Origin of the sequence: Halobellus sp. Atlit-38R, assembly GCF_003665925.1 — an archaeon.
In the GTDB taxonomy this organism is placed as follows: Archaea; Halobacteriota; Halobacteria; order Halobacteriales; family Haloferacaceae; genus Haloquadratum; species Haloquadratum inordinatus.
This window is the reverse complement of sequence record NZ_QXIJ01000002.1, coordinates 1-19984: the sequence shown is the minus strand read 5'-3', so window position 1 is coordinate 19984 and position 19984 is coordinate 1. Positions and strand designations below refer to the sequence as shown.

Annotated in this window: 22 protein-coding genes and 1 tRNA gene; 15 read left to right on the top strand and 8 right to left on the bottom strand. The window is 64.5% G+C overall.

Features of this window, described 5'->3' with window-relative positions:
- The gene (locus D3D02_RS02670) at positions 1–1128 is read right to left on the bottom strand and encodes a DUF373 family protein (protein WP_121568801.1); all 1128 of its coding nucleotides are present in this window, start codon (positions 1126–1128) and stop codon (positions 1–3) included.
- A 138-nt stretch (positions 1129–1266) separates the two neighbouring features.
- Between D3D02_RS02670 and D3D02_RS02665 the strand changes: the two genes are divergently transcribed.
- The 3 genes from D3D02_RS02665 to D3D02_RS02655 all read left to right on the top strand — a co-directional run bounded on the left by D3D02_RS02665 (position 1267) and on the right by D3D02_RS02655 (position 3992).
- A complete protein-coding gene (locus D3D02_RS02665) occupies positions 1267–2262 on the top strand; it encodes a radical SAM protein (protein ID WP_121568453.1) in 996 nt (331 codons plus the stop codon).
- A gap of 119 nt (positions 2263–2381) precedes the next feature.
- Positions 2382–3350: a hypothetical protein gene (locus tag D3D02_RS02660; protein WP_121568452.1), complete on the top strand. Its 969-nt coding sequence runs from the start codon at positions 2382–2384 to the stop codon at positions 3348–3350.
- Between the two features lie 42 nt (positions 3351–3392).
- Entirely contained in the window at positions 3393–3992 is a 600-nt protein-coding gene (locus D3D02_RS02655) for a PH domain-containing protein (RefSeq protein WP_233560565.1), read from the top strand.
- A 21-nt stretch (positions 3993–4013) separates the two neighbouring features.
- Here D3D02_RS02655 and D3D02_RS02650 read toward each other — a convergent pair whose 3' ends face one another.
- Positions 4014–4709 carry a hypothetical protein gene (locus tag D3D02_RS02650; RefSeq protein WP_121568450.1) on the bottom strand — a complete coding sequence of 232 codons (696 nt, stop codon included), beginning with the start codon at positions 4707–4709 and terminating at the stop codon, positions 4014–4016.
- Positions 4710–4829: 120 nt separating this feature from the next.
- On the opposite strand from D3D02_RS02650, the gene D3D02_RS02645 reads away from it, so the two are divergent.
- Together D3D02_RS02645 and D3D02_RS02640 are read left to right on the top strand one after the other, a co-directional pair.
- Complete coding sequence (locus D3D02_RS02645; protein ID WP_121568449.1) at positions 4830–5297, top strand: TRAM domain-containing protein; 468 nt, start codon at positions 4830–4832, stop codon at positions 5295–5297.
- Positions 5298–5378: 81 nt separating this feature from the next.
- Entirely contained in the window at positions 5379–5921 is a 543-nt protein-coding gene (locus tag D3D02_RS02640; protein WP_121568448.1) for a Tfx family DNA-binding protein, read from the top strand.
- Positions 5922–6021: 100 nt separating this feature from the next.
- Here the strand turns inward: D3D02_RS02640 and D3D02_RS02635 are convergent, their stop codons facing one another.
- Both D3D02_RS02635 and D3D02_RS02630 read right to left on the bottom strand, forming a co-directional pair.
- Entirely contained in the window at positions 6022–7200 is a 1179-nt protein-coding gene (locus D3D02_RS02635; protein ID WP_121568447.1) for a mannose-1-phosphate guanylyltransferase, read from the bottom strand.
- Entirely contained in the window at positions 7200–7505 is a 306-nt protein-coding gene (locus D3D02_RS02630) for a hypothetical protein (RefSeq protein ID WP_121568446.1), read from the bottom strand. The genes D3D02_RS02635 and D3D02_RS02630 overlap by 1 nt, the downstream gene beginning before the upstream one ends.
- A gap of 201 nt (positions 7506–7706) precedes the next feature.
- On the opposite strand from D3D02_RS02630, the gene D3D02_RS02625 reads away from it, so the two are divergent.
- The 3 genes from D3D02_RS02625 to D3D02_RS02615 all read left to right on the top strand — a co-directional run bounded on the left by D3D02_RS02625 (position 7707) and on the right by D3D02_RS02615 (position 9893).
- Positions 7707–8636 carry a replication factor A gene (locus D3D02_RS02625; RefSeq protein ID WP_121568445.1) on the top strand — a complete coding sequence of 310 codons (930 nt, stop codon included), beginning with the start codon at positions 7707–7709 and terminating at the stop codon, positions 8634–8636.
- The gene (locus D3D02_RS02620) at positions 8637–9305 is read left to right on the top strand and encodes an RPA family protein (protein WP_121568444.1); all 669 of its coding nucleotides are present in this window, start codon (positions 8637–8639) and stop codon (positions 9303–9305) included.
- A 171-nt stretch (positions 9306–9476) separates the two neighbouring features.
- Complete coding sequence (locus D3D02_RS02615) at positions 9477–9893, top strand: ribbon-helix-helix protein, CopG family (protein WP_121568443.1); 417 nt, start codon at positions 9477–9479, stop codon at positions 9891–9893.
- A gap of 49 nt (positions 9894–9942) precedes the next feature.
- On the opposite strand, the gene D3D02_RS02610 is transcribed toward D3D02_RS02615, so the two are convergent.
- Positions 9943–10398, bottom strand: a complete 456-nt coding sequence (locus tag D3D02_RS02610; RefSeq protein WP_121568442.1) for a DUF5814 domain-containing protein — start codon at positions 10396–10398, stop codon at positions 9943–9945.
- A 174-nt stretch (positions 10399–10572) separates the two neighbouring features.
- Between D3D02_RS02610 and D3D02_RS02605 the strand changes: the two genes are divergently transcribed.
- Positions 10573–10645 (top strand) — tRNA-His (locus tag D3D02_RS02605).
- A gap of 289 nt (positions 10646–10934) precedes the next feature.
- On the top strand, positions 10935–12152 hold the full coding sequence (locus D3D02_RS20810; protein WP_199722994.1) for a hypothetical protein: 1218 nt from the start codon (positions 10935–10937) through the stop codon (positions 12150–12152).
- Between the two features lie 229 nt (positions 12153–12381).
- Here D3D02_RS20810 and ddh read toward each other — a convergent pair whose 3' ends face one another.
- On the bottom strand, positions 12382–13320 hold the full coding sequence (gene ddh, locus D3D02_RS02595) for a D-2-hydroxyacid dehydrogenase (protein WP_121568441.1): 939 nt from the start codon (positions 13318–13320) through the stop codon (positions 12382–12384).
- 182 nt (positions 13321–13502) lie between these two features.
- On the opposite strand from ddh, the gene D3D02_RS02590 reads away from it, so the two are divergent.
- Both D3D02_RS02590 and D3D02_RS02585 read left to right on the top strand, forming a co-directional pair.
- Positions 13503–14054 carry a DoxX family membrane protein gene (locus tag D3D02_RS02590; protein ID WP_121568440.1) on the top strand — a complete coding sequence of 184 codons (552 nt, stop codon included), beginning with the start codon at positions 13503–13505 and terminating at the stop codon, positions 14052–14054.
- Positions 14055–14161: 107 nt separating this feature from the next.
- Complete coding sequence (locus D3D02_RS02585; protein ID WP_121568439.1) at positions 14162–15193, top strand: low specificity L-threonine aldolase; 1032 nt, start codon at positions 14162–14164, stop codon at positions 15191–15193.
- 33 nt (positions 15194–15226) lie between these two features.
- Here the strand turns inward: D3D02_RS02585 and D3D02_RS02580 are convergent, their stop codons facing one another.
- Positions 15227–16168, bottom strand: a complete 942-nt coding sequence (locus tag D3D02_RS02580) for a cation diffusion facilitator family transporter (protein ID WP_121568438.1) — start codon at positions 16166–16168, stop codon at positions 15227–15229.
- A 133-nt stretch (positions 16169–16301) separates the two neighbouring features.
- Here D3D02_RS02580 and D3D02_RS02575 point away from each other — a divergent pair, with 133 nt between their 5' ends.
- Positions 16302–16832 carry a metallophosphoesterase gene (locus D3D02_RS02575; RefSeq protein ID WP_121568437.1) on the top strand — a complete coding sequence of 177 codons (531 nt, stop codon included), beginning with the start codon at positions 16302–16304 and terminating at the stop codon, positions 16830–16832.
- Between the two features lie 414 nt (positions 16833–17246).
- On the opposite strand, the gene D3D02_RS02570 is transcribed toward D3D02_RS02575, so the two are convergent.
- Positions 17247–18227, bottom strand: a complete 981-nt coding sequence (locus D3D02_RS02570) for a winged helix-turn-helix domain-containing protein (protein WP_121568436.1) — start codon at positions 18225–18227, stop codon at positions 17247–17249.
- A gap of 139 nt (positions 18228–18366) precedes the next feature.
- Between D3D02_RS02570 and D3D02_RS02565 the strand changes: the two genes are divergently transcribed.
- Positions 18367–18588, top strand: coding sequence for a hypothetical protein (locus D3D02_RS02565; protein ID WP_199722993.1), 222 nt, complete (start codon positions 18367–18369; stop codon positions 18586–18588).
- A gap of 6 nt (positions 18589–18594) precedes the next feature.
- Positions 18595–19791: an inorganic phosphate transporter gene (locus tag D3D02_RS02560; protein ID WP_121568435.1), complete on the top strand. Its 1197-nt coding sequence runs from the start codon at positions 18595–18597 to the stop codon at positions 19789–19791.
- Positions 19792–19984 lie beyond the last annotated feature (193 nt).

The window sequence follows — 19984 nt, the reverse complement described above, 5'->3', positions numbered from 1 at the left end:
TCACCCCTTGGCTGCCTCTGCGGCGGTCGGGAACCGTGATTCCGCGATCGCGAACACGAGCGTGCTGAACACGCCGAGGAGCGTCCCGGCCGTGAGCCCGATCGCCAACTGCGTCATCGAGAACGACTGGACGCCGGCGATGTCCCGGGGCAGGAAAAAGCCGGAGACGACGTAGAGGACGACCGCGATCGCGACGACGTAAAACGGCGCGTTGAGGTAGCGCCACTTGAACTGGTCGGCGAGGTACTCGTCGGTCACCTGTCCGAGACTGGAGGTGACGCCTGCGGCGGCGAACCACTGGACAGCGCCGTGGACGAGCGCCGCGAGGACGATCGGCGGCGTCGGGTCGGGGACGCTCGCGCGGACGGTCTCGAAGAGCGCGTAGCCCCTGAACCCACCCACGACGAGCAGGGCGGCGGCGGCGACGTAGGTGATGAGCGTAACCCGGCCCTCGTAGAGCACGTCGCGGACGCGGTCTGCGGTGTCGTCGACGGCGTTTTCGAGCCCCAGGCCCCGAAAGAGCGTGTACAGGCCCAACAGCGCCGAGATGATGCCCAGCACGACCGCGCCGGGCACGTCGAAGAGGCTCGCGATCGTCACGAAGGGGTAGATGAGAAGCAGGATGCCGAGCGGGACGAGGATCGTCCCGCGGGTCTCCGGATCCGCGAGGACCTGCTTCATCGTGTAGTAGATCGACTCCAAGTCCTGCGCCTGTCTGACGACGACGCGCCGGACGCTGTCGATGGGAACCCGCGAGCGGACGATCGGCAGCACCGACTCGTCCTGTGCGCCGTCGGTGATGACGATGGCACTGACGTTCTCACCGGTCGAGAGGCCGGCGAGGACGCGGTCGATCTCTTCGCCGATCGCGCGGTTCGCCTTCACGTCACCGCCCTGTGTCCCGGTGACGGCGGCGACGGTCACTTCCTCGTCGACGTCGGGATCGGCGTACAGCGCGTCGTACTCGTGGATCCCCTGGAACAGAACGTTGACGTCTGAGTCCTCCGGGTCGGCGGTTGCGAGTTCGACCGCCGCCGATTCGACGCGATTCCGGCCGACGATGGGGGTGTCCAGTCCCGTCTTGCGGCCGAGGTCGTCGTCGAGGTCGACACAGAGGACCAACAGCATCTGGCGGACGTACGCCATCGGAGTATATCTGTTTTCGGGAGCAGTCACGAGCGACGGACCAGCGTCGCGGGCGCCGGCGTGTCCCTGCGCGGCCGAAGTAGCACGACTTTTGAGTCTCGGACCGCTATCGAGAAACGAATGATCTCGAAGGGCTGTGAGCAGTGCGCGAAGGGCGGTAAGATGGTTCTCTTCGTCTACGGTTACTGCGACCAGCGCGACTGCTTTTACTGCCCGCTCGGCGAGAACCGCAAGAACGTCACCGACGTCTACGCGAACGAGCGACTCGTCGAATCCGACGACGACGTCATCGAGGAGGCCCAGCGGATGCAGGCGCTCGGCACCTCGATCACCGGCGGCGAACCGCAGGAAGCGCTCGATCGCACCTGTCACTACCTCTCGCTTCTGAAAGACGAGTTCGGCGAGGACCACCACACGCACCTCTACACCGGCATCACCGGCGGCCGCGAGAATATGCGCCGGCTCTCGGAGGCCGGCCTCGACGAGATACGATTCCACCCGCCGTACGAACAGTGGGGCGATCTCCACGGGACCGAGTGGGAGGAGATCCTCTATATCGCTCGCGAGGAGGGTCTCACGCCCGCTTTCGAGATCCCCGGCATCCGCGCCGAAGAGGAGTTCCTCGAGTTCCTCGACGAAGGCGCCGCGGAGTTCTGCAACGTCAACGAGTTCGAGATGAGCGACGGGAACTACCGCCGGATGCAAGAACAGGGCTTCGAGCTGCAGGATGGCCATATGTCCGCGGTCGACGGCTCCAAAGAGGAGATTCTCGACACGATGGGCGACCACGAGCGCGTGTACTTCTGTACCTCCGTGTTCAAAGACGCCGCACAACACCGCAACCGCCTCAAGCGGATGGCGCGCACCATTCGCCGCCCCTTCGACGAGGTGACCGACGACGGGACGCTCGTCTACGGGAAGACGTGGATCACGGCCGACGAACTCGACGCGCTCGGCGTTCCCGAGGAGTTCTACACGGTCAAATCGAACCACGTCGAGGTCGCGTGGTGGCTCTTAGAGGAGATGATCGAGGAGGGCGACGTCCCCGAAGGTGAGATCGTCGAGCAGTATCCGACCGCCGACGGGACAGTCGTCGAGCGGACGCCGCTGGCGTAGCGCTTCGCGCTGCCGTCAGCGACCGAACTTGCAGACAATACGTCTCGCCCCGTCAGTGAAACCCGCGGACCGCTGCCGAATCCGGAACCCTATTATAACATCACTGAAACGTGTGCGATATGGTTTGTCGGCGCACGTTTCTATCCACCCTCGGTGCTGGTCTCGCGGGCACGTACGCAGCGAGCCAGCGGGCGAGCGCGGCCTCGACAACCGTCAGTGGGACCCTCGAGTCGGCGGTCGCAGGGCCGATCGACGGGAGCACAGTCGAGTTCTTCTCGCCGGACGTCAACGACTTCACGAAAGCGACCGTCGAAGACGGCCGTTTCGAGGCGGCGGTCGAAGCAGACGTCACGTATTATCTTACCTTTTACCAGCAGGACCGGTCGGGGAGCTATCGCACCAGCTTCGACGACGTCCCGCTCCTATACGGGCTCGACGATACGATCCACACCGACGAGACAGCCACCGACCTCGGTGCATACGAACTTCCGGAGGGCTATCTCACTCAGATCCGGTTCGAGGATTTAAACGGTAATCCGATCCGACACCTCGATGTCGTATTCCGCGCCTCGACCGGGAGCGGGACTGGCCCAGGGCGTTTCACGACGAACTCCGATGGGTACGTCTACATAACCGACGAAACGGATCCCGGAATCGAACTGTCGGGCGAGGTCGGCGTCGAACTCCAAGAGCCCGGAAGCGGGGGAGGCGGGTCACGAGTCGACCACCTCCGAGTGACCGAAGACAGCGAGTTCACGATTCCGATACGGGACCCGGAGGCGTACGGCGGCGTCGTGATGGACGCGTCCGCCGACGGGACGGCGACGTCTACCGGCCACGTCGAAAGTGCGGACGCGGCATCGCGCGAGGCATCCACCGAGAGCGACGGGTCGGCCACAGTAGATAGTAGGCGAGAGTCATCGACCCCTGCAGAGGATGCGGCCGACTCGGAGGCGTATCGCGGCTTCCTGACGAACGATTCGGACTCCTCGCTCGCCTTCCTCAACGACCCGGTAACGCTGACGTGGGCGGGGATCGGCGTGTCGATCGTCGGAATCGTCGCACAACTGCTCGGACGGCAATCATAATCACAGATGGCACGAGGATTACCCGGTGTCTGGAGTACGCTGTTGAGTGTCCCCTTCTTCGGGAGCGGTGCCTACGTCTACTTCGGAGAGACGCCGTTTCCCGAGGTGTTGGGTGTTCCGTTGCTGGTGTTCGGAGGGTTCGTTCTCCTCGTCGGCTGGTATATCCACCTGATTGCGGCCCCTCCCGCCCCGACGCTCCGCGAGGGTGAAGAGATCATCGCGAGCCGACACCCCACACAGAAGGCTGCGGTTACGAAGATTCTTCTCGGATTACCGTTCCTCTTGCTTGCTGGCTACCTACTCTTTCTCACGTCGGTTCCGTACGTCTATCCGACGGCCGGGTTCGCCGTAGGGCTGTATTTCTTCTCGACGGGCATCTTGACCTACTGGACGAACTCGCTGACGACGTACTCGATCACGAACCAGCGGGTGATAAGCGAGTTCCGCCTGCTCAGCCTCGTTCGGAAGGAAGTCCCGATGGACAAGATTCGGGCGGTCCGGGAGAGCAAATCGCCGATCGAGGCGATCGTCGGTGTCGGAAACATCCGGGTGTCCAGTGGGACCGGTGCCGGCCTCGAGATTCTCATCAGAAACGTCGACGCGGCAACTGACTTCGCGGAGAAACTCCGACAGTACACCTGAGCGAGGCCCTACTCTGTCGCGTTAACTTCGACGCCCCGCCGCTCCGACTCGGTCCACGGTCAGCGCAGCGTAGAGGCTCGGAACCAGCGCCGTCGCCGTCCCGACCAGGAGCCACTCGCCCAGCGGTCCGCCGCGGACGACGCCGACAGCAACGATTCCGACGCCGAGCACGCCGCCTCCGGCCGCAGCAAGCCGCTTCGTCCGCCGGTCGAAGGTGACGCCGCGTGCAGTCCCGTACAGCGCCGCTCCGAGTCCGATTGCGACTCCGGCACCGACGCCGACGTACGGAGTGCCGACGAGTACGCCGGCGACGACGAGGACCACCCCAGCCATCGCCCCGACAAGGACTGTCGTGCGGGGCGAGAGCGGATTGACGTCGGCCCCGTATCTGGTCGCGTAGCCAGCGGCGGGCGCACCGAGCGCGGCGGCAACGAGGATCGCGAAGAGGACGCCGCGCGGCGACGGGTCGTCGAGGAGAACGCCGAACGCGCCGGCCGCGGCGACGACGCTCCCGGCGGCGAGGAGCCACCGCGGTCGGATCGTCGCTGCGGGGTCGTCGTCGCGAACGATGCCGAATCCGACGAACGGGTACGAGACGAGCGCCCCGACGACGACCGTCGCATAGAGGCTCCAGCCGAGGAGCAATCCGGAGACGAGTACGGAGATCCCGAGGAAGACGCCCGTGATGACGGCGAACTCGGGGACGCGTCGGCTCATACCGGCAGTCGGGGCGAGACGGCTGAAAGCGTTGCGGTGGGCGTCGCTATCGTGTCGCAGGCGTGCACTGTCGTTTCGAGACCCGCAAGCGTTTAGACACGCCGTGGAGTAACATCCGCTATGTCAGACTGTCCGCTGGCCGACGACTGTCCCCGGTATTCGGAGCGAATCGACGGGATGGGGTGTCAATACTACGGCGACCGCGGTGGCGCCGAGTGGTGTAACAACTACGACCAGCCGATCCGCGACCTGAAGGCCCAGCCCGTCAAGCCCGGCGAGGAAGTCGTCGTCGACGTCGACGACATCCACGAGAGCGGAGCGGGCGTCGGCCGGACCGACGACGGTTTCATCGTGCTCGTCGACGGCCTCCTGCCGGAGGCGCGCGCCGTCGTCCGCATCGACCGCGTGAAATCCAACCACGCGACCGCGAAGAAGGTAGTCGAACGGCTGCCGCTCGACGAAGACGTCGAAGAAGCCGCAGACGAGACGGCCGCGTCCGACGCCACAGACGACGGCTCCGAGGACCGGACGGGCGGCCCGGACAGGCCGACCGCGCTCGGCAGCCGCGACAACTTCTGGGGCGGATAATCGACCGCCGCCGGCGGGGCGAGACGGCACGGACAGTCACTCTTCTGCATCTTTTTTGCGCGGGGCCGCCAACGCGACAGTATGGACGACGCCGAGAGAGACGGCGACAGCGCGAAATCGGACGGGGTCGACGGGTTGCACACCGAGGAGGGAGAGGACCTCTCGGCGTTCGATGTCGACGCCGCGCTCGCGGAGGCGGGCTTCGACGCCGACGAAAGCGTGTTGACGCGCCGTCAGGCCGAAGTGCTGGTGCTCCGAGAGCAGGGAATCCGCCAGTCGAAGATCGCGTCGATGCTCGGGACGTCCCGTGCGAACGTGTCGAGCGTCGAATCGAGCGCGCGCCGAAACGTCGAGAAAGCGCGCGAGACCGTCGCCTTCGCCGAGGCGCTGACCGCTCCGGTGCAGGTCTCCGTCGAGGCGGGCACCGACCTCTACGACGTCCCGAAACAGGTGTACGACGCCTGCGACGAGGCCGGCGTGAAGGCGAACCGGACGGCACCGGAGCTGATGAAAGCGGTCTCGGACGCCGCCGGCGACGCCATTCAGGGTCGCGAGGTTCGTGAAGCGCTCCTCGTCGGAGTGACGACGGGGGGCCGCGTAGAGGTGCGGCGCTCGGCCGAGTAGCCCTCTTTTCGAGCCGATTCATACTGTCGGACAGAACTGTGTGAAGCGTATCGACACCCTATGGGTGCCAACAGAGTTCACGGACTGCTGTCCGACAGTATCAGAACTCGCCGCGCTCTTCGAGCGATCGAACGAGCCGTTTGACGTCCTGCGCGCGCTCTTTCGGCACGACGAGGACGCGGTCGTCCCACGCGACCACGGCGAGGTCCGAGACGCCCACGAGCGACACGTGCGCGCCGTCTGCGGCGACGACGTTGTCCGCGGCATCCAGCGTCCGCAGCGTGACGTCCTCGCCAGCGACGTTTCCGGTCCCGTCGGCGCCGAGGACGCGTTCGAGCGCGTCCCAGGAGCCGACGTCGTCCCAGGGGAACGCGACCGGGACGACCGCCACGTCGTCCGCGCCCTCGAAGATCGCGTGGTCGACGCTGACCGACTCGGTCGCCTCGAACGCGGCGGTTACGTCCGGGTGGTCGCCGGTGATCACGTCGGAATGGTCCTCGGATTCCACATCGGAGTGATCGCCGGATATCACATCGGAGTGGTCGCCGGAGAGATCGCCCGCGGATCGAAGTGCGTCGAGAAGATCAGCCAGCGGTGAGGTCGCGGCCGCGTCCAGAAAGACCGCCGGCCGCCAGGCGAACAGCCCGGCGTTCCAGTAGTGGCCGGCCGCGAGGTACGACTCGGCGGTTTCTGCGTCCGGCTTCTCGTGGAACGACCGGACAGGTTTCCAGGCGGGGTCGGAGCCAGTGGTCGGTTCGGCACCTTCTGCCGTCGTGGGCGCCGCCGGTTCGATGTAGCCGTAGCCCGTCTCGGGCCGGGTCGGCTCGACGCCGAACGTGACCAGCCGGTCCTCGGTCGCCGCGACGGCGACGCCGCGCCGGACTGCGGGCGCGAACCCCTCGCCGACGAGGTGGTCGCTCGGGAGCGCGAGGACGACGCAGTCGCCGTAGCGTTCTGCGGCGTCGTGCGTCGCGTACAGGAGCGCCGGCCCGGTGTCGCGTCCGGCGGGTTCGACGAGCACGTCGGCGTCGGGGGCGCGGTCTCGCACGCCCGCTGTGTACTCCTCGCGGGTGACGACGACGACCTCGTCTGCGACGTCGCGCGCCCGTGAGACGGTCCCTTCGAGGAGCGATTCTTCGCCCACGAGCGGGAGGAACTGTTTCGGGCGATCCGACCGACTGGCGGGGTAGAGCCGCGACCCCGTCCCGCCGGCGAGCACGACGGCGACGACGGGAATCGAAGCCTCGGTCTTCTCGGTGGCTGAAACGTTGTCGGTCATCACCACGTCTCCACGATCCCGTCGTGGAGGTCTTCGACGCAGCCCTCACAGTCCGGATGCCCCGCCTCGAAGCACGCCGGGCGCCCCTCGGCGTCGACCGCGACGGTGCGGCGGTCGGCTTCACGGCGGCAGACGATGCGGAGGCGGCCGTCGTCGTCCCGAGGGATGGCGGTCGGGATGGCCGTTCGATCCTCGTCGCCCGTCTCCGCGTCGCGACCTTCGCGGTAGGCATCGCGGGCGCGGGCGTACTGGCGGCCGGCCTCGCGGAACTTCGCTCGCAGGAGGCGTTCGAGACGGTCGCTCATCGGGAGAGAGTGCGAGGGCGAGTCGTATAGGTCCGTTGGTGGTCGCGACGACCCGATCGCGGACACAAGTCCGTCGCGTCGGTCTCACGTTCGTCCGTCACGCCGGCTTCACTTTCACCCCGGTTACGATACTTTATTACTGATCGGGAACCAATCGCCCCGTGCCTCCCAACGGAAAACAAGGCGGAGGCGAGTGAAACTATGTCAGACCTGCGAACACACGCAGCGGAGATAGCGGAACAGTTCTCGGACCACCTCGACGTGGACGAAGACGACGTCGAAGAGCGACTGCGCAACCTCGTCGACGAGTACCGCGTGCCTGTCGACGAAGCGCGCCGCTCGGTGGTCAACAGCTACCTCGAAGAGGCCGGCCTCGAACGCGACGAGATCGGTCGCGGCGGTAACGACGAGGTCCGCCTCGCCGACATCGACGAGGACGAACAGTGGATCGACGTGACCGCGAAGGTCGTCGAACTGTGGGAACCTCGCAGCGAGTCGATCGCCCAGGTCGGCCTGCTCGGCGACGAGTCCGGGCGCACGAAGTTCGTCGCCTTCGAGACATCGGATCTCCCCGAACTGGAGGAAGGTGCGGTCTACCGCCTCGGGAACGTCGTCACCGACGAGTACCAGGGTAACTTCTCGGTGAAACTCAACAAGACGACGTCGATCGAGGAACTCGACGAGGACATCGAAGTCGGCGACGACGCGGTCTCCGTCGACGGCGCGCTCGTCGACATCCAGTCCGGCAGCGGACTCATCAAGCGCTGCCCCGAGGACGGCTGTACACGCGTCCTCCAGAACGGGCGCTGTTCGGAACACGGCGACGTCGAAGGCGAGTTCGACCTGCGGATCAAAGGCGTGCTCGACGACGGTGAGGAGGTCTACGAGGTGATCTTCGGCCGCGACGTCACCGAGGAACTCACCGGCGTCACCCTCGACGAGGCCCAGCAGATGGCGATGGACGCCCTCGATACGACGGTCGTCGTCGAGGAGATGCGCGAGGACCTACTCGGGACGTACTACCGCGTCTCGGGCCCCGAACTCGGCCGCTACGTGCTGGCCGACGACGTCGAACGGCTCACCGAACCGGCGGATCCGGAAGCGGTGCTGATCAAAGCGAGGTCGATCTAAATGAGTTCCAACGAGATCCCATCCCGAGAAGTCGCCCGGCGTGTGTTCGCAGACGAGTTCAACGACGCCGCCTTCACGTTCAAAGAATCCGACGACGATCGCGCGCCGGTCTACCTGCTGCTCCCGACGGGTGAGAAGGCCAACCGCGTATTCTTCGTCGGCACGCTGACCGAGAAGGACGACGTCGGCGAGGACAACGAGTACTGGCGCGGCCGGATCGTCGACCCCACGGGGACGTTCTTCGTGTACGCGGGTCAGTATCAGCCCGAGGCGGCGAGTATGCTCCGCGAACTCGAACCGCCCGCCTACGTCGCAGTCGTCGGCAAGCCGCGGACGTACGAGACCGACGACGGCTCGGTGAACGTCTCGGTCCGCCCCGAGTCGATCCAGGTCGTCGACGCCGCGACCCGGGATCGCTGGGTCGTCGAGACCGCAGAGCGGACGCTCGAACGCATCGAGGCGTTCGACCAGGAAGGCAACGAGTACGCGCGGATGGCCCGCGAGGAGTACGACCTCCCCACCGACCGCTACAAGGAGTCCACCATCTCCGCCTTGGAGAGCCTCGACGAGTCCGACGGCGACGAACTCGGGCTCGACGGCGGCCGCGTCGTCGACGCGGCCGGAGAAAGCGAACGCGACGCGCACGCCGACCTACAGACCGAACCGTAGGCGGCGAGCCGCCGACGAATCCGCATTTCCCCGATTTCACCTTCGGACCCGCACCGAGAGTCGGCGCTCTCGTCCCGTCGCCGGACCGGCTTCGAATCAAATCCTGTTGTTTCAGTTACACTGTCTGACGAAGCATTAAGTGGATCCGCCGACGAACGACGAGACGAGACAATGGGCAACAAAAACAAGACCATCTCGTTCCGCGTCAACGAGGACGCGTTCGAGACGCTCCGTGAGATCGCCGAGGAGCGCGACATCTCGCTCTCGGCGGTCTTCCGCGACTACGTCGACACGCTCGTTGCCCACGACGGCCAGGTCCAGGTCGTCCCCGAGCACGAACTCGAACAGTTGCGCAACGGCGATGACGAAGACGAGAGCTTCCCGCCGAAGGTGACGGTCCCTAAGAGCTTCGTCCGCGAACACGAGCGCCTCGAACTGGAGGCCGAACACCTCCGGGAGCAGCTCGAAGAACACAAGCGATACGTCAACTACCTCCGGGAGCAACTCGAAGACGGCGAAGACGACGTCATCCAACTCGAAGACCTCGACGAGAGCGAGGCCGACGAACCGTCGTTCCGACTGGGCTGAGGCGTCGACGCCGTTGGGGTGAGGTTGAGGTGCCGAGCCAGCGATGGCGTTACCCCGAGAGCGCCTTCCGGGCGCGCCGCATCTTCTGTTCCATCTCCTCGTTGCCTTCGACTTCCGCGAGCGTCTCGGCCGCCTCCAGCGTTCGGACGGCACTGTCGAGGAACGAGAGGATGTCGCCAGGGTACGCATACAGCATATACTCGTCGCTCATCACGTCGACGATGGCGTCGGGACCGAGGCCCTGCGCCCGGAGCTCCAGCAGGTACGAGACGAACTGCCGCTCGGGGTAGCCCGTATAGAGGTCGTCGGGGTTCTTGGGATTGAGGAAGTCCTCGGCGAAATCCAGGAGTCGATCGCGCGTGGCGTCGTCGAGTTTCGAGAGCCCCTCCCCGGTGTAGAGGACGTCCATCGTCGCGCCCTTGAACGCTCCCTTCGGGATGTTGACGTCGATCTGCGAGACGATCTGGCGGTGGTTCTTGAGATAGATCTTGTCCGTGATAGCCACGGTTACCGATCGTACGCCGCTGTGCGGCAAAAGCGTCCCGGTGCCGGTCCTCGATGGACAGTTGCGACTGCCGGTGGCCAAGAGTCGTCGGATCGACGGCCTGTGTGAGGCCGGCGCACCCCGGTGGTGAGTCGTAACGTATTTGACTTCGACGGGGGTACCTGAAGATGCGTGTCCGGGTTAGGGTAGTGGACTATCCTTCAGCCTTGTGGAGGCTGAGACGCGGGTTCAATTCTCGCACCCGGACCTTTCTGCCTGCGAACAACGCGAGTAGGTGAACGTCCGTACAGAGGATTGATGCGGCGAACAACCGTGCGAAGCGAGGTTGCGAGTGGGGTTCGATTCTCGCACCCGGGCCTTGTTACTTATTAGCTCGCCCGCGTTGTGCGTTTTTGCTCACTCTGAAAGAGGAGTGAACCGGTGACTCGCTTCTTGTCGACAACTTACACTACGTTTTCCTTCAGAAGCTCCGAGAGTTGTGTCTCGTCAGACTCGGGAAACAACTTTGTCGCCGTGAATATCTACGCCGATTCGAGGTGAGCTTTGATTCAGCATCTTTAACAAGACTGGAACGATATTCAGGATTGATGTTAGGTAAAAATTTCAAGACAGTTAGTATATTTGTCGTTTTATTGGTTCTCTTTTCGGGTGTCTCTGCGGGAAATTCTACACAAGAAACTCAGATCGTCAATGAAGTCTCAAATGATGTCTATGCGGCATCTGATTCCTTGATAATATCTGTCACTGGTAGATATGGATCGGACGCATCTGGAGCGAAAGTCGATTTGTATCAGAGTGATGGAAACAAAGTGGGATCAAAAACAACTGACACCGATGGAGACGTTTCTTGGGATGTCTCCTCTGGCGATTATTACATCAATGTCTACTCTGCGGAAGGTGGCTATATGGGCGATCAAAGTTTCTCAGTGGATGGCTCTACGTCTATAGAATTCAGTCGAGAGACTCCTTGGGCAGGGCCACAAAAAGGGGAAACTATGGACGGGACGGAATTCGGTCCCGGAGAGACAGTATATTTAGATGACAAAACAGTCACCTACTACCAGACTTTTGAAAATCCTGGAGCTTCCTCATACAGTGTCCGTGTCACGCTCAAAGTCGATCAAGATAGTGATGGATCTGTTGATGATAGCCAAGTCTTTGATTCCGCTACGATATCTGCTAACAGTGAAAAACGTTTTAACAGCGATTTCGAAGCGGCACTAGGTGGAGATTACGACAATCTGGGCTCAAAAATAGAAATCAAAAAGAATGGAGATTGGATAGTGACGGACCCGTTTCGTTGGAGTTTGGGATTCTATGCTGAAGAAGATACTTCAACGCCCACGCCGACGCCAACAGCTACCCCCACTATGACGCCGACGCCAACACCGACGCCAACACCGACTCCCACTGCCACGTCAACACCGACCCCTACTGTCTCCCCCACACCGACTTCCACTGCCACACAAACCCCTACTCGCACCGCCACGCCAACACCGACCGAAGTGTCTCAGTCTACGACCGTGACCCAGACGCCGACTACGGTGCCAACATCTACTGAAACGTCCACCCCGACACAAACAACACTTCCTGCAAAATCCGCGACTACAGCCACACAATCAACGGGTTCTGATGGGGCGAGCGCAGATAGTAGCGAAGCGAATACTGACCAGCATACTGAATCTGATGGGGGGAATTCGGTTATGAAAACATTATCTGATATAATAACCCGAATCGCCGAACTGTTTTCATAACAAGAGAATATTGCACGGGTGTCCCGTACAATTCCAATATTTTTGTACTGAGTGTTAGTAGTCTAACACCTCTCTCGTGGTGATAGACGCGCCCCATCCGTGCTAGCGCAAACAACTTCCACGTAACGCAGAGTTTGTGGTGACTGAGACGCGGGTTCGATTCTCGCATCCGGGCCGTCTCCGAAACGCCACGCCTGCAGAGCGGTCGCTCTCTGCTGTGAGACGCCGCTCAGACGATCTGATTCGCGAGAGCGTCGTCAGTGCGGATCCGCTTGGTGTTTTCTTCGACTAACGCGGCGACCCGCTCGCCGTACGCTCGGGTCGCGCCGGCGGCGTGTGGCGTGACGATGACGTTCTCCATCTCCCAGAGCGGCGAGTCGTCCGGTAGCGGCTCCTCTTCGAAGACGTCCAGTGCGGCCCCAGCTATCCCGCCGGCTTCCAGTGCTCCGATTAGACTCGCCTGGTCGACGACCGGCCCGCGCGCGACGTTGACGAGATAGGCGTCCTCTCGCATCGCGTCGAGTTCCTCGGAGCCAACGAGACCGCGCGTGCGGTCGGTGAGCGGCGGGGTCAGCACGACGAACCGCGCGTCGGCGATCGCATCGGAGAGCGCGTCCGGCGTGTAGATCTGTCTGACTGACGGGACCGGCGTCGGCGTTCGCCGAACGCCCACGACGTCCATCCCGACGCCGTCGGCGCGCGCGGCGACGCCCTGCCCCAGCGTGCCGAGGCCGACGACACAGACAGTTTCGCCCGCGAGCGTGAACGTCTCGTCCCAGTCGGGATACCGCCACTTGCGCTTCGGTTCGTTGTCGCGATAGACGTGCAGCCGCCGCGCGAACTGGAGCATATACCCGAGCACCGTATCGCCGACTGCGTCGCCGTGAATCCCGGAACTGTTCGTGAGCCTGATCCCGTGCCGCTCCAGCGCGTCGAGCGGGAACGCATCGACACCGGCGAGGACGCAGTGGACCCACTCCAGGTCGGCGGACAGGAACGCATCGTCGTACGTGAACGTCACGAGTCCGTCGAGGCCGTCGAGATCCGAGTCGTCGGTCAACAACTCCACACGAGCGGACACGTCGTCTAACTCGTCTCGCAACGTCGCTGGCGGAAAGATCGTCGCTACCGACGGATGAATCCCGATCACCAGCCCATCGTCTGCCATACAGCGCACATCTGTTCACGCACACAAAAAGACTCACTTGCGGCCCGCATCACCGGGCCGGATCGTCGGTGATGGTTTACGTCGCTGTGTGTCACTCTCTGGAACGATTTCTGATCATTTGAGAACCAGATACCTGTTATATTGGTACTATATGCGACTGTTCACGTGTAAGGTGGACGATTATGAGTGCGAATCCGACAACCCAAACTACGACACCCGAGACAGCCTTCAGCACCATCCTCGACTTCGATCTCCAGGGCACAGTCGCCGGCTACTGGCTCGCGATCCTCCGCGCCGTCACCGGCTACTGGTTCCTCCACGCCGGCTTCACGAAGTTTAGCTTCGTCGCCGGCGAACCGTTCGACGCGGCGGGGTACCTCCTGCACGGCACGACCGCCAGCCCGATCCACGGCTTCTTCGCGTGGGTCGCCGGCACACCGTGGCTGATCGAGTTCACGAACTTCGCTATCCCTGCCGGGGAATTCCTCATCGGACTCGGCCTCGTCGTCGGCGCGCTCGTCAGACTGGCCTCGTTCTTCGGGGCCTTCCTGATGGTGTTCTTCTATCTGGGGAACGCCGACTGGGCGCACGGTCTGGTCAACGGTGACCTGATGGGACTGCTGCTGTTCGTCACCATCGCAACGCTCGGCGCAGGCCGGATCCTGGGCCTCGACGTCTTCGTCGAGCGCCTCGACCTCGCACAGACCCGGATCGCGAAGTTCCTGCTCGGATAGGACTGCGCGGCCGGGGTGTGCGGCGGTTCAGTCGTTTTTCGCCTGCTACTCCTCTCGGTTTCCGTATCGATCCGCGGATATTTCTCGCTCGCCGTCGACGCTCAGGTATGTCGATCGATCTCCGAAGCGATACGGTAACCCGCCCTTCCGACACGATGCGTGAAGCGGCAGCAGCGGCCGCTGTCGGCGACGACGTCTACGGCGAAGATCCCACGGTGAACGAACTCGAAGCCGCCGCGGCCGACCGTGTCGGCCTCCCGGACGCGATGTACGTCCCCACGGGGACAATGGGCAATCAGATCGCTGCCCACGTGCACGCCGACCGCGGGGAGGAGGTCGTCCTCGATCGGATGGCGCACATCTACGACTGGGAGCTCGGCGGGCTGGCACAGCTCTCGGGCCTTCAGACCCGTCCGGTCGACGCCGTCGACGCCGTCCTGACGCCCGAACAGATCGACGCGGCGTACGTCGAGGAGAGCCTTCACCGCCCGGGAACGGGCTTGATCGCGCTCGAAAACACACACAACGCCCGCGGCGGTGTCGCCGTTCCGCCAGAGTCTATCTCGGCGGCTGCCGACGCGGCCCACGACCGTGGCGTGCCAGTACATCTCGACGGCGCGCGTCTGTTCAACGCCTGCGTGGCGCTCGACGTCGACCCGGCGCGGATGACTCGCGATGTCGATTCAGTGCTGTTCTGCCTCTCGAAGGGCCTCGGCGCGCCGGTCGGGTCTATTCTCGCCGGCGACGAGGAGTTCATCGCGGACGCGCGACGCGTCCGAAAACTGTTCGGCGGCGGGATGCGCCAGGCCGGGCTGATCGCTGCGCCCGGACTGCTCGCGCTGGAGAACGTCGACCGACTCGCGGAGGACCACGAGAACGCGGCCCGGTTCGCGGCCGGACTCGACGAGATCGACGGGCTTCGGGTGTCGGATCCCGACACGAACATCGTCCAGGTCTACACCGACGAACTCGGTGTCGACGCTGAGACGTTCGAAGCAGTCTGCGCAGAACACGGCGTCCTCGGCGGCGAACACGGCGACTACCTCACCCGGTTCTGCACGCACCTCGACGTGACTCGCGAGGACGTCGAAGCGGCGGTCGACCGGATCGAAAACGCGGTCGACGACCTTCGGGACTGATTGTCACCGCACAGAAACTGAGTCGCTGTGCGACTACACTTCGGGTTCGACGTAGACGTGTTTGATTCGGTCGTCTGCCTCGCGGAGTTGGGTTTCGATCTCGGCGATCAGTTCGTCTAACTCCGTTGCCTCGGTGCCCGGTTCGAAGCTCACGTCCGCCGTGACGAGAGCGCTCTGGGGGCCGACGAACACCGTCCGGAAGGCATCGATGTGGGTGACGTGAGGTGATTTCTCGATGACGGCCTGTAAGTCGGCCTCGACGTCGACGGAGAGACTTTCGCCGAGGATGAGCCGCTTGTTCTCCCAGGCGAGCGCGAGCGCGAAGCCCATCAGCAGGAGTCCGATGAGCAGCGCGGCGACGGCGTCGTACACCTCGTTGCCGGTCGCCTTCGAGAGGAGGATCCCGGCGAGTGCCAGCCCCGCGCCGAGGAGCGCGATCGTGTCCTCGGTGAGCGCCGTCAGCGTCGTCACGTCGCTCGTCTTCTGGAAGGCCTCGCGCATCCCGGTCCAGTTGTACTGGTCGATCTGTCGCTGCATCTCCGTGTTCGCCTTCACGAAGGCGTAGCTCTCGAAGCCAATCGCGCCGAGGAGGACGACCACGTTGACGTACCAGGAGGGGAAGGTCGCGCCCGCGATCGACACTGTTCCCGCGGCGCCGTGTCCGCCGTGAACGATGGCGTTGTAGCCGTGTTTGACCGACTCCCAGCCGGCGATGCCGAACAGCAACACGGCCACGAGGAACGAGTAGAAGAACTGCGCTTTGCCGTAGCCGAACGGGTGATCGCGGCTCGTCTCCTTCTTGCTGTATCGAATCCCGATGAGGAGAAACACCTGATTGCCCGTATCGGAGATCGAGTGGTACGTCTCCGACAGCATCGAGGGACTGCCGGTGAGGAGAAAGCCGATGAATTTCAGGACGGCGATGGCTCCGTTCGCGACGAGGGCTGCGAGGACGACGCCTCTACTTCCGGCCATACCATCCCTCTCTGGTGACGGGACTAAAGTGGTTTTCACCCGACGGCAACGCTCGTTCGCGCTCGCACTTGCGCAGAATCCCGACGAAACGGACGCCGCACGGTTCTTGTCCCCCGGTCGCTTACAGCGGCCTATGCTCACCGTCGTCTCCGACACCCACAGTACTAACTCCCACCGGCTCTCCGGGCGGACGCTCCAGGCTGTTCGCGACGCCGACGTCGTCGCTCACGCGGGCGACTTTATGCGCGAATCGGTCCTGGACGACTTCGAGCGCGAGTCGGCCCGACTCCTCGGCGTCACCGGCAACAACGACGACGCCGGGATCCGCGACCGCCTTCCGGAGGCCCGCAACTTCACCTTCGGCGGCTTCACGTTCGCGATGACGCATCGCCAGCGCGGTGGGTCGACGGCGCTCTCGCTGTTCGGTCGGCAGCGCGGCGCAGACGTCGTTCTCTTCGGCCACAGTCACCGTCCGACCTACGAACGGGCGCCCGACCTCGTCCTCGTCAACCCCGGCAGCCACGCACAACCGCGCGGCTACCGGGCAGCGCACGCCGAGTTCGAGCGGCGCGACGATGGCGGCCTCGACGGCCGACTCGTCACTGTCGACGGCGAGGTGTTCGAGTCGTTTACCGTCGACGGCGATCGGTCACGCGAGGCGTGATGCTGTCGGACGTCTCTGTCTGAAGGTTTTCGGTACTCCCGGGGTGCCCGCATTGCGTTACCGATTATCTCCGACAGCGTGAGTCGGCGAAAAACGGGAAGGATTTCGGGTCGTCGCCGCTCAGCAGCGTCGGGCGACCGGTGCAGTCTCGGGTGAGGGGCAAGGGGAGGGATGACTGCGGCGACCGACGCGACGGTCCGTTCGGGGCTCGTCGGGGGGAGACGAATACCGATGGGGAGCCGAAACGGCGACGACCCTGCAGGCAGCACTCGGGCGCGTAGAATAATATAGACGGCGTAGGCTCAAATTGCTGTTTCAGCATTTACACGACGGCGCTCGCCGTCCGGCCACGGTCACCGCACGTAATTTTCACCACCGGCGAGGTGGTCGCAGGCGATCGAAGCCCCCACGTGCTCACTGCCGCCAGACCAGCGCGACGAACGACAGCGCGACGACGCCGCCGAGGAAGAAGAGCGCGCCAGGTTGCAGTCCCGCGACCGCCGACGCGACGACGTCGAGCGGGTCGCCCCCGCCGCCCGCGGCCGTCTGTGTCGTCTCGACGGCTGTCCGGGCCGCGTCCGTGACCGTCTGCGTCGCCTCCGCGACAGTCTCCGTGGAGACGCTCCCGGGGGTCTCCGTCGGCGTTGGCGTCGGCGCTTCTGTGGCGGCCGGGGTCGCTGTGCCGGTCGCGTCGGGAGCCGGCGTCCCCGTCGCTTCTGGCGTCGGCGTCTCTGTCGCTTCCGCGATCTGGAACCCGCCTCCGTCGCCACCGCTCGTCGTCTCGACGGCGGTCTGGGTTTCGGTCGGCGTCGCCGTCTCCGGTGCGGGCGTCGCCGTCGCGTCTGCGGCCGACGCGTCCGATTCTTCCGTCGTGCTGAGGTTCGTTGCAGCTCCCGAACCGCCTTCGCTCCCGCCGCCGGCACCGCTCGATCCGACCGAGAGCGACGGCCCGGCTCCGCTTCTGACGAGGCGGTCCACGACGACGCTGCCAAGCGCGACGACGCCGAGTCCCCCGAGCAACTGCGTCAGCGCCGATTGGAGGCCGCTCGTGTCGTCCTCGTTCCCGGCGACGACGACCAGAGCGCGGTCCGAGGGCGCGTAGACGGTCATCTCCCGCCCTTTCTCGGAGTACGCCGTACCTGCCGATTCGATGAGTCCCGCGTTTTCGAGTCGGTCCAGGTGGTACTGCGCGTTCTGGATGGAGGTATCGACTCTGCCGGCGACGTCAGAGGGCGCCCCCGGTTCGTCGTGTAACTCGTCGAGGACCCGCCGCGCCGTCTCCGAGGAGATCGCAGCGAGGAGATCGTCCACCTCGTCACTGTCGAGGCCGACGACGCGTGGCTCCTTCTCGTCGTCGTCGGGCAGATCTGGCCGGGTAGGGAGGATGTCGGCCATTTCTCAGGAACGTTTCGTCGCGTCTGTGATGAGTCTTCCTCTCCGTATGGCAGCCCTCGCTCGCTTCTCTCTCGTGTTCGCCGCTCCCGCTCCGGGAGACGGCGAAACGTCTTTACTGACGCCGCGGAAACCCCCGCGTATGCTCACTCGTCAGCCGGGAACCGTCGGCCGGTCTCAAGCCGTGGGTCCGGGTGGCGATCCCGCACAGGTCGACGTCGTCGTCGACTTCGTCGCGTCGAATCCCGCGTTGATGATTCTCCTCGTGTTTCTTCTCGGATTCGTCTTCTTCGCGTACCTGTTCATCAGGCGGACGATGACGGGGCTCCGCGACGGATACGACGAGGGCTACCGGGGGAAGTAATCGGCGATGGTCGCGGGCGCTACCCTTGCCACGCTCGTCGTCGCCGCCCTCGCCAGCCTGTTTATGTCGTGGTCCATCGGCGCGGGCTCGTCGGGGTCGACGCCGTTCGCTCCGGCCGTCGGCGCGAATGCCATCTCCGTGATGCGCGCCGGATTCATCGTCGGCGTCCTCGGGCTCTCGGGCGCGATTCTCCAGGGCGCGAACGTCACCGAAGCCGTCGGAACCGAACTCGTCGTCGGCTCCGTCCTCACGGCGACGGCGTCGACGGTCGCACTGCTCGTCGCGGCCGCGCTCGTCGCCATCGGTGTGTTCGCCGGCTACCCGATCGCCACTGCGTTCACCGTCACCGGAGCAGTCGTCGGTGTCGGGCTCGCGAACGGCGGTGGCCCCGCGATCGCGAAGTACCAGCAGATCGTCTCGCTGTGGGTGCTCACGCCTTTCGTCGGCGGCGGGATCGCCTACGGCACGGCGCGACTCCTCCGCAACGAGTCGATCCCCGAACGCACCGCCGTCCCCGTGCTTGGCGGGGTCGTCGGCCTCCTCATCGCGAACATCCGATTCGCCGCGCTCGGCGGGGACGGCGGCCGCTCGCTGGCCGAAGTCGGTGCGGCGGCGACCCCGCCGATCGTCCTCCCGGTCGTCGACGTAGACCTCGGCGTCGCGGTCGTGTCGGGGCTGTTCGTCGCCGTCGCGGCCGCGCTCGTCCGCCGCGAGATGAACGCCGATCAGGCCCGCGGCCAGCGCCGCTTTCTCCTCGTCTTGGGTGGTCTCGTCGCGTTCTCTGCCGGCGGGAGCCAGGTCGGTCTCGCGATCGGCCCGCTCGTGCCGCTTCTCGACGCGGTCGCGGTCCCCCTCCCGGCGCTCCTGGTGGGCGGTGGTCTCGGTCTCCTCGTTGGCTCGTGGACCGGCGCGCCGCGGATGATCAAAGCGCTCTCACAGGACTACTCCTCGCTCGGCCCGCGCCGTTCGATCGCCGCGATGATCCCGTCGTTCGCCATCGCGCAGACGGCCGTCGCGCTCGGCATTCCGGTCTCGTTCAACGAGATCATCGTCAGCGCGATCATCGGGAGCGGGTACGCCGCCGGCGGTTCGGGCGTCAGCCGCGAGAAGATGGCCAAAACGGCGCTCGCGTGGATCGGGTCGCTCGTGCTCGCGTTCGGCGTCGCCTACGCGACGTTCGCCGGCTTCGACGCGCTGCTGTAAATGAAAAATCGGGTCGGCGTTCCGAGTCTGCCGAGACGGGGCGGATCAGCGGTTTACCGCTTTTTCGTGACGAACCACCAGTCGTAGTAGTCGAGTTCGTCGTCGTCTTCGGCTTCGGCTTTGCGTTCTTCGGCGTCGGCGTCGGTGCCGGGGGGCGACAGGAGGACGCGGTCGCCGAATTTCTCGTTTTCGG

What these genes read in the sequence shown, in the direction of transcription:
- D3D02_RS02670 (WP_121568801.1), bottom strand. Translation starts at nt 1,128, where the DNA reads ATGCTGTTGGTCCTCTGTGTCGACCTCGACGACGACCTCGGCCGCAAG.
- D3D02_RS02665 (WP_121568453.1), top strand. Translation starts at nt 1,267, where the DNA reads ATGATCTCGAAGGGCTGTGAGCAGTGCGCGAAGGGCGGTAAGATGGTT.
- D3D02_RS02660 (WP_121568452.1), top strand. Translation starts at nt 2,382, where the DNA reads ATGGTTTGTCGGCGCACGTTTCTATCCACCCTCGGTGCTGGTCTCGCG.
- D3D02_RS02650 (WP_121568450.1), bottom strand. Translation starts at nt 4,709, where the DNA reads ATGAGCCGACGCGTCCCCGAGTTCGCCGTCATCACGGGCGTCTTCCTC.
- D3D02_RS02645 (WP_121568449.1), top strand. Translation starts at nt 4,830, where the DNA reads ATGTCAGACTGTCCGCTGGCCGACGACTGTCCCCGGTATTCGGAGCGA.
- D3D02_RS02640 (WP_121568448.1), top strand. Translation starts at nt 5,379, where the DNA reads ATGGACGACGCCGAGAGAGACGGCGACAGCGCGAAATCGGACGGGGTC.
- D3D02_RS02635 (WP_121568447.1), bottom strand. Translation starts at nt 7,200, where the DNA reads ATGACCGACAACGTTTCAGCCACCGAGAAGACCGAGGCTTCGATTCCC.
- D3D02_RS02630 (WP_121568446.1), bottom strand. Translation starts at nt 7,505, where the DNA reads ATGAGCGACCGTCTCGAACGCCTCCTGCGAGCGAAGTTCCGCGAGGCC.
- D3D02_RS02625 (WP_121568445.1), top strand. Translation starts at nt 7,707, where the DNA reads ATGTCAGACCTGCGAACACACGCAGCGGAGATAGCGGAACAGTTCTCG.
- D3D02_RS02620 (WP_121568444.1), top strand. Translation starts at nt 8,637, where the DNA reads ATGAGTTCCAACGAGATCCCATCCCGAGAAGTCGCCCGGCGTGTGTTC.
- D3D02_RS02615 (WP_121568443.1), top strand. Translation starts at nt 9,477, where the DNA reads ATGGGCAACAAAAACAAGACCATCTCGTTCCGCGTCAACGAGGACGCG.
- ddh (WP_121568441.1), bottom strand. Translation starts at nt 13,320, where the DNA reads ATGGCAGACGATGGGCTGGTGATCGGGATTCATCCGTCGGTAGCGACG.
- D3D02_RS02590 (WP_121568440.1), top strand. Translation starts at nt 13,503, where the DNA reads ATGAGTGCGAATCCGACAACCCAAACTACGACACCCGAGACAGCCTTC.
- D3D02_RS02585 (WP_121568439.1), top strand. Translation starts at nt 14,162, where the DNA reads ATGTCGATCGATCTCCGAAGCGATACGGTAACCCGCCCTTCCGACACG.
- D3D02_RS02580 (WP_121568438.1), bottom strand. Translation starts at nt 16,168, where the DNA reads ATGGCCGGAAGTAGAGGCGTCGTCCTCGCAGCCCTCGTCGCGAACGGA.
- D3D02_RS02575 (WP_121568437.1), top strand. Translation starts at nt 16,302, where the DNA reads ATGCTCACCGTCGTCTCCGACACCCACAGTACTAACTCCCACCGGCTC.
- D3D02_RS02570 (WP_121568436.1), bottom strand. Translation starts at nt 18,227, where the DNA reads ATGGCCGACATCCTCCCTACCCGGCCAGATCTGCCCGACGACGACGAG.
- D3D02_RS02565 (WP_199722993.1), top strand. Translation starts at nt 18,367, where the DNA reads ATGCTCACTCGTCAGCCGGGAACCGTCGGCCGGTCTCAAGCCGTGGGT.
- D3D02_RS02560 (WP_121568435.1), top strand. Translation starts at nt 18,595, where the DNA reads ATGGTCGCGGGCGCTACCCTTGCCACGCTCGTCGTCGCCGCCCTCGCC.